Genomic DNA, 13,888 nt, shown 5'->3' with positions numbered 1-13,888 from the left:
CTTTTTCAACAGTGTACAAACTTTATTGTTCCAAAACAACTAACAATCTTGCCCGCAGGCGACGCCGCTGGCCCAGGCCCATTGAAAATTAAAGCCGCCTAACCAACCACTTACGTCCATCACCTCGCCAATAAAGTAGAGGCCTTTCACCTTGTTGCTTTGCATGGTTTTAGAGCTGAGTTCGTTGGTATCTACGCCGCCTAGGGTGACTTCGGCGGTGCGGTAGCCTTCGGTGCCATTCATTACTAGCTGCCAGCCTTTTAGCTTGGCAGCGATTTGTTCGCGCTCGCCATGGCCGAGTTGGTTAAGTGCTTTGCTGAGTTGGTTTTCTTCAAACAGCGCTTCTACTAAGCGCTTGGGCAACCATTGCCCTAAGGTGTTTTTCAGGCTTTGTTTGGGGTGCTGTTGCAGTACTTGTTCCAGTAAGGCGAGGGCGTCTTGCTTGGGCAGCAGGTCGATGCTGATCGCCTCGCCGGGCAGCCAGTAATTGGAAATCTGCAAAATTGCCGGGCCCGATAAGCCGCGGTGGGTAAATAATAAGGCTTCGCTAAATTGTTTGCCGTTGGCGGCGGTAATACAGCTGGGTACAGCGATGCCAGAGAGCGCTTCAAAACGTTGTTTTTGCTCGCTATGCCAAGTAAAGGGCACTAAGCCGGCGCGGGTGGGCAATACCTTTAAGCCAAATTGTTCGGCGACTTGATAGCCAAAAGGCGTAGCGCCTAGTTTGGGCATCGACAGCCCGCCGGTGGCAATCACTAAGGATTCAGCCTGATAGCTATGGCCGCCCGCTTGCACAATAAAGCCTTGCTCGCCGTTTTGGCTGATGGTGTGGATCTCGCTACGCAGTTGAATGCTCACGCCTGCCCAGTCGCATTCGGTGAGTAGCATGTCTACGATGTCTTTGGCGCTGTCGTCGCAAAACAGTTGGCCGTGGTCGCGTTGGTGGTAACTAATGCCGTGGCGCTCTACCAGCTCGATAAAGTCGCTAGAGGGGTAGCGAGCTAAGGCCGATTTAACAAAGTGGGGGTTACTACATAGGTAGTTTTCGGGGCCAACTTGGGTATTAGTGAAGTTACAACGTCCGCCGCCGCTGATCAGGATTTTTCGACCGGCTTTTTTGGCATTATCTAGCACTAATACCGAGCGGCCACGATAGCCCGCGGTGGCGGCACACATTAAGCCCGCGGCGCCTGCACCAATAATAATTACGTCGAATTGCTGTGTCATAACTTACCCCTGAAAAATCAGGGGCATTGTACTCTGCGCATGGCTTAGGAGCCAGCGCTGTAACAGGGGCTTATTTTAGGGCGCGACCCGCACCTTGGCCAAAGGCTTCGGCGTGGAAGGTAACGCCGCTAAGTGGCGCGGGTTGTGGTGCTTCTGGCTGCAGGCTGGGGTTAAGTGGGTAACTTAAACCGTCGAAGCGCAGTAAGCGCAGGCTGGCTTTAGCGCCGCCGCCGGACACTTCCAGCAGTAGATCTTGCCAGCGTGCATGGCTGGAACTGGCTAAGAAGAAGGGGCTGCGTACCAAGGTGGTCTTACTTAGGAAACGCCAGCCATTGTTGTGCCCTTCAAAAATTAGTAGGCTACAACCACCGCTGCCGCACCAGTCTACATAGGTGATGATTTCGTCTTGGCCGTCGCCATTTAAATCAAATTTCCACCATTGGTATTTGGTGCCGTTTAATTCGGTGCGATGCAACTTGAAGTAGTGTTTAAGGGCGGCTTCTACTTGTGGGTCGTAGTCGCTGCTGGCGATAAGGCTGGCGGGCTCGAAGCTACGTTCAGTATAGCTGTTGGCGGGGCTGGTAACAGCCACAGCTGGCCCACTCATTTTCATCATGTTCAGGCCAACGCTGCCTTGCTGGTGTTGCTCTGGGTTTTGTAGTTTCAATAGCCGACCGTCCCAGTTAAATACCATGCTGCTTTTAATTTGCTGCTGACGGCTTTGGCTAATGGTGAACATCAGTTGTTTGTCATTGACAGGAAACCAATAGCCTTTTTCGGTGAAGGTTTTGTCTTGTTCAAGGTAAGAGCTGCGTAGTTCGGCGCTGAAATCGCTGTTGAGGCTAAGATCCACCACGCGTCCCGAGCCTGACGCGGTGGGTAGCTTCACTTGATAATAGCCAGCCAGCGCTGCGATATCTTGTGTAAAGGGGCGGCGCGCACAGCCTTGATAGCTTTTGCCCTTGTAGTTGAGCTTAGCGGTGTAAGAGTACACGCTATTGACCATGCTACCTAAACAGCGTTGTTGTTGTACTTCTAGTAGTAACTCATCTCCCGATTGCCAATAATGCAGGCCTTGGTCGATGCCGCTACGGCTAATGGTTTTGCTGACCGAGCTGGAGGGCGTAGAAAATTTAATTTGGTTGGCCTGAATATCAATGTGCCAGTCTGGCTCGTTACCCCAAGCGCTGAGTTCGTCAATCTCTTTCTGGCAACCTGGTCCTTCGGCGGCTACATACTGCCATTCTAATGGAATAACTTTGGCAGGGTAGTCGGCTTGTGGTGCTTGTTTGCTGACGTTGTCAAAGCGAGCGCTAAACTCGGCATAGCCTTGGCCAGGTTTAGCGAAGCCTTGTAGCAGCTGGCGGTCACTGGCTGATAACTCCACCCAGTATTGGGTATCTCCGCCACAGGGGGTGAAGATGGCAGTTTGCTGCTTAAGGCTAAGCTGTCCTTTTAATGGAGTGGCCGGGTTGAGCTTGACCGCTACTTTTACCGGCTCTACTTTTTTCGGGGCAGGAGTGGGCTCTGGGCTAGACGAGCACGCCGCTAAGGTAATACAGCCAATAACCGCCGTGCCAAGTAATTGTAAAAGCCTCATTTCCCTTCCTCTATTTGCTACAAATCGTAGGTGCCAATCAAATATTCAGCTACACCATTTTCCTTGTTGCTAAGTGTTTGTTCTAAATGAGGTAATGTCAACTTTAAGCGGTCATGCGCATTGGCCATGATCACACCTTTTCCAGCCAAAGTAAGCATTTCTTTATCATTTAGGCCATCGCCAAAGGCAATGCAGTGTTCTGGGGCAATGGCTTTTTGTTCTAATACCGCTTTTAGGGCTTCACCTTTATTGGCCTTGGCGGTCATTACTTCTAAGCAGTCGGGCAGTGAAAAGGTAATGTTGAGGCTGTCGCCAAAAATATCTATTAGGTCTTTTTCTAGCTCCAGCAGTATTTCGTGGTCTGCTACAAAAAATAACTTACAGATGTGTTCATGTTCTAGCTTATCGAAGTCGACCAGTTGATAGTCGAAACCAGAATGTTTGTTGAAGGAGCGAACGTATTCGTTTTCTTCTTCTACGTACCAGTTGTCTTCGTGGTAGATGTTGCGGTGTAGCTTGTATTTGCGGCTGACCTTAAGAATGGTTTCGATTTCCTCGGGTTTTAAGTCGGCGCGATAGAGTACTTCTCCTTCGCGGTTGTGCACCCGTGCGCCGTTAGAGGTAATTAAATACATCGGAAAATCAAACTGGGCGGCAATCGGACAAACGTCGATGTAGTGTCGGCCAGTGGCAATCAAAAACTTAACGTTCTGTTGATACAAACGGGTAATGGTTTGCAGAGTATGTTCAGACACTTGATGGTCGGGGTTGAGTAGAGTGCCATCGAGGTCGCTAGCGATGAGTTGATACATAGTTACTCCTTGGTTAATCCTGTTACTGCGGATTTAACCTTCGTTAGTATGCTGCGCGAAGAAGTCGAGAACTTTGCTTAAGGCGAGATTGCGAATGGCATCTCGCTCAAACATGATCTCGTGCTTAGCACCAGTAATAATGGAAAACTGGCTCGCAGCTGCCGACGAAGAATTTAGCGCTTGAAAAAAGCCACGCTGCCCTTCTGCCGTTACAATTTGATCTTGCTCTGCTTGTAATAATAGTAGTGGACGCGTGATCTTGTGAGCGTTGTTGATGCATTGTTGCATGGCATTAAAGCTTTCTGTTAACCAGCGATTAGTTGGCCCCCCCAGCTGGATTTGCGGGTGGCGCTGGTACACCGCCAGCATCTGTTGGTAACGGGCTTGGCTGTGGGTGAGGTGGTTAGCAGCAAAGCTACTAGGCCGATAGTCTTTTTGGCCTGGGGCGTAGTAAGGGCCTCGTTTAAAGCGTTGCTCTAGTTGGTGGATGGTGCGGCTTAAGCCTGCGGCAATGGGCTTAGGTACGGCGCCCAGATTAATCCCAAACATGGGGGCCGATAAAGCCACCGCGTTAAAATCGGCAGGCTGTTGCTCTAAGTAACGCGCGACGATAGCGCCGCCCATGGAATGTGCTAGTAGATATTTATCTTGATAGTTATGTGCGGCTAAGTGGCGATTAATGAGCTCGGCTAAGTCGTCTACATAATATTGAAAGTTGGCCACATCGCCGGGTTGCTGGCGAGCTGTTTCTCGGTCTGATAGGCCTTGGCCGCGATGGTCAATAATGAGTACATCGTAGTGTTGCTGAGCGAGGTCGTAGGCCAGTTCTGCATATTTTAAATAGCCTTCAGTGCGGCCCGGAGACAATACAATTAGTTTATTAGTGGGCGTAGCGGCAGGGAGTTTTAAGTAGTGAATATTAAGCTGGTTTACACCTTTAAAGCTGCCAGGCTCTGCGTATTGCTGCCAGTAAGGCTCGATACTTTGACTATAGCTTTGGGCTAAGAGCTGCTCACTAGTGAATGAATAGGACGCATGGTGCAAAAGCTCCACCTCTCGTTGCTTACATACTGTTAGCGTGGTTGCGTTTAGCTGGCTTTATTATTCGCCAAAGCCAGCACGGGCCAGTGTTACCAGCATGGGGATCAGTAATAATACGCTTAATTCTAAACGAATTAGCCAAATAACCGAAGAGTGCTGGCGATAACTAATCATTGACGGTTTGCCTTGTTTTAAGGCTTTACGCCAACGATAAAAAGTGGATGAGGGGTACAGCGACAGCAGTACCACAATAAAAAACAGCAGCATTTTTAAGGCAAAGAAGGGGTTATCTAAATAAACTCGATCAGTGCTATGAAACACAAATAGCCGTAGCGCACCGGTGGTGAAGATCAATACCGTAGAGAAAGCGTGGGTGGCGTCGGCCAACAACAGCTTTTTCACATCATCTTGGGTCATTCCTCGACGGAACAAAAAGGCTTCTGAGTACAGGGCGCCTGCTAGCAAAATAATTGCTGTAACATGCAAACCTGCATTAATGGCCTCAAGTAGACTCATTGATCGTTATCCATGAAATAAAATATCTTAGAAAGCGCTCTCAACGCGTGCCGGATAGTACTGCAAAAACATCCATGATGCTATACCCTAACAGCCCAAAGCGCTTGACGTCCAGAGGGCAAAGGAAAGGTTTTATGAAGGGAAGGCTGTTAGCCTATGGCTTGTTGGTATTACCACCGCTATTTTGGGCTGGAAATTTTATCACTGGGCGTTACATATCAGAACAAATTCCTGCTATGTCATTGTCTTATTGGCGTTGGACCTTAGCCATGTTGATCGCTTTACCTTTGGTTTTTTCTAGTATGTGGCGGCAGCGCGAGCTGATTGTGCGTCACTGGTTAGTGATTAGCGTTTTGGCCTGTTTGGGCGTGGTGAGCTTTAACTCTTGTGTCTATATTGGTTTGCAAACCACCACCGCTACCAATGCCTTAATAATTAATTCGATGATCCCGATTTTTATTTTACTGCTAAGTAGCTTGTGCTTGGGTTACAAAATGTCGCTTCGCCAAGGATTGGGCATTGGTTTATCGTTTTTAGGGGTATTGGTATTGCTGCTGAAGGGGCAGTGGCAACACTTAAGCCAGTTGCGCATTAACACCGGTGATGGCTGGATTGTATTGTCTTCTTTGGTGTGGGCGCTGTACTCGATTGGTTTACGTTATAAGCCCAGCGAGCTCAGCGGGGCTGCATTTTTAGGCTGCACCTTGGTGATTGGCTCTGTGGTGCTGAGTCCGTTTTATTGGCTGAATTTACCGCAGGCGGCCTTTCCCTTAACTCACGATACCCTATGGGCCTTGGCCTACGTAGCCATTTTCCCTTCTTTATTGGCGTATTTAGCGTGGAACTATGGGGTGAAAATTGTGGGTGCCGGCATTGCTGGCCAATATATTCATTTAATGCCGCTATTTGGCGCGATATTGGGGCTGGGTTTATTGGGAGAGCAGCTATTTGCCTACCACGCTTGGGGGGCCTTGTTTATTGCTCTTGGGCTGCTGGTGGCGCTGCTACCCTTCAATGGTGCCATCAGAGGGTGGTTCTCCCACTTCAAAACGCACTAAACGCGAGCCTTGAATGGTGAGTTCTCCGCGTAAGTTTGGGTCTAATTGTTGATACTGGCTGCGTTTTATCGTGAAACGCCGAGCCTGTCCGCCTTCTAAGGGGGAAAATTCAACAAAGTAGCGGTAACGTAGCTGGCGACCGTCATTATGCTTACCTGGACGAGTGATGGGCTGCTCTTCTAGCTTCGACACTCTAACCCAAAGCTTGTGCATGGGTTGTTGGTGATCCCAACGCCGCTGTTGAACATTCCGCCATAGTTGATAGACCACCATCGCTGCGATCAGCGCCATTACTATAAACCACCACCAAGGCATATTTCCCCTCCCTGCCAATAAGCGTTATCGATATTATTTTTATTCCTCTTAAGTTACTAAGTTTTTATCTGGATTTGCCGATCCGTCAAGCCAAGAAAACTAATAGCCTGCGCCTAGCCTGCTTGTTATGCTGCGCTTAGTTGATGTAGTTAAGCCGTTAAAATGAGGTAGGAGCCGGTTAATTTGCAAGCTCATAGCAAGGCTAAGTTAGTGTGGCGAAGGCTAGTTTCTAGCAGCATTCTGGCTGGTTGTCTTGTGGCTTACTGTGCGTTGGCCAATAGCTCAATCAATCCCGCTATATTCGCGGCTTTAGATGATGCGCAGTGGCAAGGCTGCCCACAAACTCAGCTGAGTGGACTTAAGCTAATTGGCCTGCCCTTGCAGTTTGAGCTGGAGCACTTAAAGCTCAACTTGGCTTGTATTAGTCACCCACAAAGACCCACTCAATCAGCCTCTCTGGTAGAGCTAAAAGCTCCATTACAGCAGCTATTTATTCAGCTAGCGGATTGGGCTAAGGCCTTGCCTGCCAGCCAGCTGAAGGTGAAGCGGCTGGAGCTTAAGTTAACGACTAGTACTTCTATTCAGGGCGAACTTTCTCTGAGCCAGAAGGTGCAGCAATGGCAGGCGCAGTGGCGGGGGGATGATGGCAGTCGTGTAGCTATTCAACTAGAGCCACAGCGCCAGCAGCTCAGCTTAAGTGGTGCATTGCAGCCGAGCCTTATTAAGGCGCTTGCTACTGTGTGGCCGAGTTTCAATACTGCCCAAGCTTACGGCCCGTTGAATATCACGATGAATCTTGCCAGCCTCGATGATTTACAGCTTGCTATGCGCTTTAGTTTGCCGCAATTAGGCAGCCAAGTGGATGCTCAACTCAGCGGCTGGGAAAACTGGCGGCTAGATGTCAATAGCTCGCCCTTTGACTTTGCCCAGTGGCAGTTGCCGGCGAGCCATTGGCAGCTGCAAGCTGGGCGTTGGCAAGCTGAGATTGAGCGGTGGCAAACTCGTGGTCAAGGTTACTGGCAGCTAGAGCCGCAACTTAGCGTGCAAGGTGTGATAAACGCACAGCATCTGCCCTTGCTACAGCGAAGCCTTTATCCCTTGGCCGCCAACACTGAGCTGCTATCAGGAGAGGGGCGGCTTGATTTTGTTTGGCAGGCAGAGCGGCTAACTGGTCACGCTTCCTTGGATTCATTGAATGCCTTATGGGGAGAGCAACGCCTTAGCGGCGGGAGTTTAAGTAGCGATTTTGGCTATCGCCCCGAGCAGGGCTGGCAGCACTCTGGGAAGCTAAGCTTAGAGACTTGGGATGTGGGTATTCCACTTACTCAGTTAACGGCCAGTTGGCAGCAACAACAAGCCGCGCCGCTTAGTGAGCTAGCCGGATTGGAACTTAGCCAAGTGCGTTTTTCACTGCTTGGTGGACAGGCCGAGTTGAGTCCTTTTTATTTGGATTTTCCTACTGAGGCGCTGGTGAACTTGCAAGGCTTACAGCTGAGCGAATTAGTGGCGCTGTATCCAGAGTTAGGTTTAAGCGTGGCAGGCTCGGTGTCGGGGCGCTTGCCGATGTACTTAAGCCAGCAGGGCTTGGCGATTTCGGCAGGGCAATTGGCTGTAATCGAGCCAGCTGGCAAGATTGCTTTAAGCCACCAGTCTTTGGTGGCCTTAAAGGCGCAACATCCTTCTTTAGATTTTGCGTTAAGCTTATTAGAAGACTTTAACTATGAAACACTTGCAGCCAATGTTGATTTTGCTGAAGATGGGCAGCTAGACATGCAGGTAAAACTTTATGGGCGTAACCCCAAGGTGAGCTCGCGGCCGGTGGCATTAAATTATCGTCATCAGGAAAACATTTACCAGCTACTACGCAGTTTGCGTATTGGCGACCAACTGTCAGGACAACTGCAGCAATGGATAGACGAACACTCTGCGCCACCCTCGCGTTAAGTTTGGGCTTGGTGGCCTGTACTCCCAAAGTCGAAGTGGCGGTTGATAAGCCGATCACAGTGAATTTAAATGTCAAAATTGATCACGAGATTAGAGTCCGAGTTGATAAGCAACTGGACGACTTATTTAGTGATGATAGTGGGTTGTTTTAGGAGTAGATGATGAACAGCAAAACGTGGTTAATTGCTTTACTGTTGAGCCTAAGCTTTTCGGCTTTGGCAATCGATTTGGGTGAAGCAAAAACGCAGGGCTGGGTTGGCGAACAAACTAACGGCCTGTTAGGCGTAGTGAGTCATCAAGCGGAAGTACAACAATTGGTGAACGAAATAAATCAAAAACGCCTAGAAAAATACCGGCAAATCGCCCAAGAGAATGACTTAGATGCTGAGCAAGTAGCTATTTTGGCTGGAAAAAAAGCCATAGAACGTAGCGAGTCTGGAGCTTATATCCAAAGCCCCAGCGGCGAGTGGCTGATAAAGCCCTAGCTTAGCGGGAAAGTCGGGGGGGCTAGCTTTGTTGCTTCCCCACGAGTTTGTCCTTAACGGGAATCATCCCGCATTAGCTATTCTAGCTTCTGTTCTACTTCGATTAGAATTTCTTGGTAAACCTGCCAGCATTGCTGCAGCGGCTGTTGTTTATGTTCGCTCTGTTTTAGTTGTTGCAAGCAGTAATGTAAGGCAGGGCTGCATAGCAAGGCCGCTACACCCTGCAACTGTAGTTCCAGAGCCGGGGAGCTGCGTTTTTCCAACAGTGCTTGTTGCAATAGCGTCTGCTCTTGCTCGCTACCGGCGAGAAAGTCCTCTAACCAGCGGCGCAATAACTGCGGGTTGTTAAACTGAGCTTCCAGCTTAAACCAGTCGATGGTCAGTTTATTCATGGCTTGGATGTATACAGCGGTGAGGGGAAGGGCATTACCGATGGGCCGTCATGGATTTTTGCCGTGCCTAATTTATCGACTTGGTCAATTCTTAGAATATTGTGCATCGGTAAGTAGGTGCGCTCGACTCCGGCAAATTCTGTTTTTAACTTTTCTTCACTGGGATCTACCACGACTTGTGCGCGGCTGTTAAAGACAAACTCACTGATTTCTATAAAACCGAATAAACCACTTTGCTGTACTTGTTTGGCGTAGAGTTCGTAGGTTTTGCCGTTACAGATAAAATTAACTCGATATAGTTGTGACATCCTTTCCTCGCTAATGACTACTAGTGGCGAGTGACTACCGTAGTGGATATTTTAAGGGGAAGTCGAGCGTTTAGGCTAGCCTTGGATTGGGTATATATTAATGGTTGCGAAATAACTAAAGCGCTTGTGAAAATTTATCTAAGAATTTGCTTTTTGTTCGGCTAGTGTTGGTCTTTTGCTTTCCAAGCAAAAAGGCAGCCTAGGCTGCCTTTTTATTAATTATTACTAGTGTCGCTGGGCGATACAGGGTTGAACTCAGCGATTTCATTTGGATCAACACCTAACTCTTGGCATGCATCTAAAAATGACGCCCCTGTGTGGCACATCAAGATGTCGATGGCCGGGAGCAAACTTGGTACTTCTGACATGCGTGGCTCCAACAATTGTTAATGAAAAGGTATAAACGCGGCTACACTGTCCCACAGTTTGCTGGCTTCCCCAAGAGATCTGGATCACGTTCTTAATGATGGTTTTTTAAGCGGATTTTTCAAAGTCGTCCCATAGCGCTGGGTTTGTAAGGGGATTCTTTTGTTAATCAATAACCTATGCTTTGTTGTGCAAATGTTAAGGAATAAAAATAATTTGTGGTCTGTTAAGCAAGTCAATACACTGGTCGGGCCTAAAATAGCAATTAATGAACAAGGAAAGCTATGCTTGAATATTATCCAGTAGTGAAGCATTTACACATGAGTTTAGCCATGCTCAGTATTCTTGGTTTTATGTTTCGCTGGATCTTGGCACTGTTCGGCTCTTCACTATTAAACAAGACTTGGCTAAAAGTCATTCCTCATATAGTTGATACGGCTTTGTTGCTAGCGGCTATTACCTTGTGCGTAATGCTACAGCAGTATCCTTTGGTTGAAGCTTGGCTAACGACTAAGGTGGTATTGTTGGTGCTGTATATCCTGTTAGGGATGTTTGCCTTAAAACGAGCGCCTAATCAGTGGGTGAGATTATTCGCCGGAATGGCCGCTATTGCGGTGTTTGCTCAGCTGTTAGCGGTGGCATTTAGCCGTTCGCCGTTAGGCCTATTTGCTTAGGGGAGTAAGCCATGTTGTGGGGAGCGTTATTATCTTTATTGTTAAGCTTATGGCGCTTTTCCATCATCTATAGCTCAATTTTAATTGTTTGGCTTTATTGCCACTTTAGAGACTTAGATTTTGAGCAGGTAGACAGCGGAGTCAATCAACATAAAGTCATCATTATCGCTATTTACTTTGGTTATTTAGCATTCTGGTGGCTGGTAAACCCCTACCTATCCAAGGCGAGGCGCCAGCCTTACCGATAACGCCAATAAGCGGGTAGGAACAATACCAATACCGTTAATACTTCCAAGCGTCCTAACAACATGCCAAAAGACAATAGCCATTTGGCTGAGTCGGGTAGCAGATGGAAGTTATGATCGGGACCTATCACTCTACCCAAACCAGGGCCTACGTTAGCCAGTGCTGTCATTGCGCCAGACAGAGCCGTGACCGGGTCTAAGCCTAATAGCGCTAAGCCACTTGCCAGTAGAATCAGAGTAAAGAAAAAGGCAAAGATGAATGCCACTAAGGAGCGAATATGTTGCTCACTGACTACTCGCCCATTATAGCGGTGAGGGTAAATGCCTCTGGGGTGTACCAGCTGTTGTAATTGGCGGGTGAACAAGCCACTGGCTAATTGGAAACGGAAGATTTTAATCCCTCCCGATGTTGAGCCAGAACAAGCGCCCACTAGCATCAAGAAGATGAACAAGACCGTAGTAAAGTTGCCCCAATGGCTAAAATCGGTGAGTCCATAACCGGTGGTGGTGACGATGGAAATAATATTGAAAATGCTGATGCGCAGCGCATCTTCCAAAGAAAAGGTGCCATGTAGCCATAACCAGGCACTCATCATGCCGCCAACTACGGCGATTAAGGTGATAAAGCCACGTACCTGAGCATCTCGCCAAATATAGTGTAGGTCGCGGTGTTGCAGCGATTGTACTAACAACAAAAAGGGCAAGCCTCCCAGTAACATAAAGGCGCTACCTACCCAATGGCTGGCGTTGCTGAAATGGGCCATTGATTCATCGGAGGTCGAGTAACCGCCGGTGGAAATGGTGGTCATGGCGTGGTTAATCGCTTCAAACCAATTCATTCCGGTAAGGTGATAGGCCAAAGCGCAGAACACCGACAGCAGTAGGTACACTTTGAGCATGTTACTGGCGACGTTTTTAGTTTTAGGGGTATTTTTATCTGACCAGTCGGAAGATTCGGTTTGGAACAAGCGCATGCCGCCAACGTTTAAGAAGGGCAAAATAGCCACACTTAATACGATGAAGCCAATGCCGCCTAACCACTGCAGCATAGAGCGCCACAATAAAGCGCTCTTAGGCATCTCATCGAGGCCTGCAAGCACCGTGGAACCGGTGGTGGTAAGCCCCGACATGGTCTCAAAAAAAGCGTCGGTAAAACTAATATGGTCGATTCGATAAAGCGGTAAGGCACCAAACATACAGGCGATTAGCCACACGCTGGTAGTGAGCATGAACATGCCCCTTACCGACAGATTAAACTGGGCTTGTCGACCCCAGCGTAGCATGGTGAAGGCGGCGGTCTGAGTGACGATAATGGTATAGAAAAACTCTACGTAGCCGGGTTCATCGTAGGCCATACCCATGGCCAAGGGAGCCAACATCAGTAAGCTTAATTTAGACAGAACCAAACCTGTCACAAATAGGATAGGCTTTAGATCGGAAGCTATCATCATAGCGCTTGAGCCTATAAGAAAAACGGACTTGGCTGGAATAAGCGTTCGACTTCGGGGATAAATTTCTTATCCACTAAGAACATCACCACGTGGTCATCTTGTTTTATCACCGTATCGTCGTGGGCGATAACGACTTCGTCATCACGTACTACGGCGCCAATAGTGGTACCCGGCGGCAGTTTTAACTCGCCTACGCTGCGGCCCACCACCTTGGAGGTATTACTATCACCGTGGGCAATCGCCTCAATGGCTTCGGCTGCGCCGCGGCGCAGTGAATAAACGTTAACGATGTCGGCCCGGCGTACGTGGGTTAGCAAAGCTGAAATGGTGGCTTGTTGCGGTGAAATGGCAATGTCGATAGTGCCGCCTTGAACTAACTCGACGTAGGCGCCACGCTGGATTAATACCATCACCTTCTTGGCACCCATGCGTTTTGCTAGCATCGCTGACATGATGTTAGCTTCATCGTCGTTAGTCACGGCGATGAATACATCTACCTGCTCGATGTTTTCTTCGCTGAGTAGCTCTTGGTCTGAGGCATCGCCACAGAAAACGATGGTATTGTTGAGCATTTCTGCCAATTGCTCGGCTCGGCGCTGGTTGTGCTCGATCAGCTTAACACTGTATTGGCTTTCTAGACGCTTGGCTAAGGCGGCACCTATGTTACCTCCACCTACAATCATGATGCGGCGGTAGGGTTTCTCTAGTTTTTGTAGCTCGGCCATGACTTGGCGAATCTGATAGCTAGCGGCAACGAAGAAGACTTCGTCGTCGGCCTCAATAACCGTAGTGCCCTGAGGGCGAATCGCACGTCCTTGACGGAAAATCGCGGCTACACGCGTTTCGGTATCGGGCATGTGATCACGTAATACCGATAAGGCGTTGCCCACTAAGGGGCCGCCATAATAAGCTTTAATCGCTACTAAGCTGACTCGGCCATTGGCAAATTCCATCACCTGTAAGGCGCCGGGATAATCGATTAAGCGGCTAATATAATCTGTCACCAGTTGCTCTGGGGCGATCAGGTGATCAAGTGGTACCGCCTCATTACAGAACAAGGCGTCTTTTTCGGCGAGTAACTCTTCAGAGCGGATCCGCGCGACTTTATTGGGGGTATTGAATAAGGTATAGGCAATTTGGCAGGCCGCCATATTGGTTTCGTCACTATTAGTAACGGCTACCAACATGTCGGCATCGTGAGCGCCGGCTTCACGTAATACGCTGGGGTGGGCGGCATGGCCAAACACCACCTGTAAATCAAACTTATCCTGTAGTTCTCGCAGGCGATCTTGATCGGTATCAACAAGGGTAATATCCGATTTTTCACCGACGAGGTTTTCGGCTAAAGTGCCACCAACTTGCCCTGCTCCAAGAATAATGATTTTCATTTTCTAACAATACCTTAAGCGTTTATGGCGAATTTTGTAGTGTTACCTTTGGATAGACTAAAGGCA

Annotated in this window: 16 protein-coding genes; 6 read left to right on the top strand and 10 right to left on the bottom strand. The window is 48.7% G+C overall.

Annotated features, from left to right (window positions below; translation table 11 throughout):
• Positions 1-39: 39 nt before the first annotated feature.
• The 5 genes from AR383_RS11245 to AR383_RS11225 form a co-directional block, all read right to left on the bottom strand.
• Positions 40-1,227, bottom strand: coding sequence for a BaiN/RdsA family NAD(P)/FAD-dependent oxidoreductase (locus tag AR383_RS11245; RefSeq protein ID WP_055733228.1), 1,188 nt, complete (start codon positions 1,225-1,227; stop codon positions 40-42).
• 70 nt (positions 1,228-1,297) lie between these two features.
• On the bottom strand, positions 1,298-2,827 hold the full coding sequence (locus AR383_RS11240) for a copper resistance protein NlpE N-terminal domain-containing protein (protein ID WP_055733227.1): 1,530 nt from the start codon (positions 2,825-2,827) through the stop codon (positions 1,298-1,300).
• A gap of 17 nt (positions 2,828-2,844) precedes the next feature.
• Positions 2,845-3,639, bottom strand: coding sequence for a Cof-type HAD-IIB family hydrolase (locus tag AR383_RS11235; RefSeq protein WP_055733226.1), 795 nt, complete (start codon positions 3,637-3,639; stop codon positions 2,845-2,847).
• Between the two features lie 33 nt (positions 3,640-3,672).
• Entirely contained in the window at positions 3,673-4,683 is a 1,011-nt protein-coding gene (locus tag AR383_RS11230) for an alpha/beta fold hydrolase (protein ID WP_188407473.1), read from the bottom strand.
• Between the two features lie 57 nt (positions 4,684-4,740).
• The gene (locus AR383_RS11225) at positions 4,741-5,196 is read right to left on the bottom strand and encodes a DUF2214 family protein (protein ID WP_055733224.1); all 456 of its coding nucleotides are present in this window, start codon (positions 5,194-5,196) and stop codon (positions 4,741-4,743) included.
• 134 nt (positions 5,197-5,330) lie between these two features.
• Between AR383_RS11225 and AR383_RS11220 the strand changes: the two genes are divergently transcribed.
• Positions 5,331-6,254: a DMT family transporter gene (locus AR383_RS11220; protein WP_055733223.1), complete on the top strand. Its 924-nt coding sequence runs from the start codon at positions 5,331-5,333 to the stop codon at positions 6,252-6,254.
• On the opposite strand, the gene AR383_RS11215 is transcribed toward AR383_RS11220, so the two are convergent.
• Positions 6,201-6,569: a DUF2500 family protein gene (locus AR383_RS11215; RefSeq protein ID WP_055733222.1), complete on the bottom strand. Its 369-nt coding sequence runs from the start codon at positions 6,567-6,569 to the stop codon at positions 6,201-6,203. The genes AR383_RS11220 and AR383_RS11215 overlap by 54 nt on opposite strands.
• A gap of 183 nt (positions 6,570-6,752) precedes the next feature.
• Here AR383_RS11215 and AR383_RS11210 point away from each other — a divergent pair, with 183 nt between their 5' ends.
• The 3 genes from AR383_RS11210 to AR383_RS11200 are packed head-to-tail and all read left to right on the top strand — an operon-like array spanning position 6,753 to position 8,998.
• The gene (locus tag AR383_RS11210) at positions 6,753-8,513 is read left to right on the top strand and encodes an intermembrane phospholipid transport YdbH family protein (protein ID WP_055733221.1); all 1,761 of its coding nucleotides are present in this window, start codon (positions 6,753-6,755) and stop codon (positions 8,511-8,513) included.
• Positions 8,477-8,665: a YnbE family lipoprotein gene (locus AR383_RS11205; protein WP_055733220.1), complete on the top strand. Its 189-nt coding sequence runs from the start codon at positions 8,477-8,479 to the stop codon at positions 8,663-8,665. The genes AR383_RS11210 and AR383_RS11205 overlap by 37 nt, the downstream gene beginning before the upstream one ends.
• 6 nt (positions 8,666-8,671) lie before the next feature.
• Positions 8,672-8,998 (top strand): YdbL family probable chaperone protein, encoded by a 327-nt coding sequence (locus AR383_RS11200; RefSeq protein WP_055733219.1) that lies wholly within the window; start codon positions 8,672-8,674, stop codon positions 8,996-8,998.
• A gap of 77 nt (positions 8,999-9,075) precedes the next feature.
• Here AR383_RS11200 and AR383_RS11195 read toward each other — a convergent pair whose 3' ends face one another.
• A complete protein-coding gene (locus AR383_RS11195) occupies positions 9,076-9,390 on the bottom strand; it encodes a hypothetical protein (protein WP_055733218.1) in 315 nt (104 codons plus the stop codon).
• Positions 9,387-9,698, bottom strand: coding sequence for a DUF1820 family protein (locus tag AR383_RS11190; protein ID WP_055733217.1), 312 nt, complete (start codon positions 9,696-9,698; stop codon positions 9,387-9,389). The genes AR383_RS11195 and AR383_RS11190 overlap by 4 nt, the downstream gene beginning before the upstream one ends.
• A 650-nt stretch (positions 9,699-10,348) precedes the next feature.
• Between AR383_RS11190 and AR383_RS11185 the strand changes: the two genes are divergently transcribed.
• Together AR383_RS11185 and AR383_RS11180 are read left to right on the top strand one after the other, a co-directional pair.
• On the top strand, positions 10,349-10,738 hold the full coding sequence (locus AR383_RS11185; protein ID WP_055733216.1) for a SirB2 family protein: 390 nt from the start codon (positions 10,349-10,351) through the stop codon (positions 10,736-10,738).
• Between the two features lie 11 nt (positions 10,739-10,749).
• Positions 10,750-10,986, top strand: coding sequence for a hypothetical protein (locus tag AR383_RS11180; protein ID WP_055733215.1), 237 nt, complete (start codon positions 10,750-10,752; stop codon positions 10,984-10,986).
• On the opposite strand, the gene AR383_RS11175 is transcribed toward AR383_RS11180, so the two are convergent.
• Together AR383_RS11175 and trkA are read right to left on the bottom strand one after the other, a co-directional pair.
• A complete protein-coding gene (locus AR383_RS11175) occupies positions 10,977-12,434 on the bottom strand; it encodes a TrkH family potassium uptake protein (RefSeq protein WP_229711205.1) in 1,458 nt (485 codons plus the stop codon). The two genes, AR383_RS11180 and AR383_RS11175, sit on opposite strands and share 10 nt — an antisense overlap.
• Before the next feature lie 11 nt (positions 12,435-12,445).
• Positions 12,446-13,822 (bottom strand): Trk system potassium transporter TrkA, encoded by a 1,377-nt coding sequence (gene trkA / locus AR383_RS11170; protein WP_055733214.1) that lies wholly within the window; start codon positions 13,820-13,822, stop codon positions 12,446-12,448.
• Between the last annotated feature and the right edge of the window lie 66 nt (positions 13,823-13,888).

The sequence above is a fragment of the Agarivorans gilvus genome, assembly GCF_001420915.1.
Classification (GTDB): Bacteria; Pseudomonadota; Gammaproteobacteria; order Enterobacterales; family Celerinatantimonadaceae; genus Agarivorans; species Agarivorans gilvus.
This window is presented reverse-complemented; position numbering and strand designations above follow the sequence as displayed.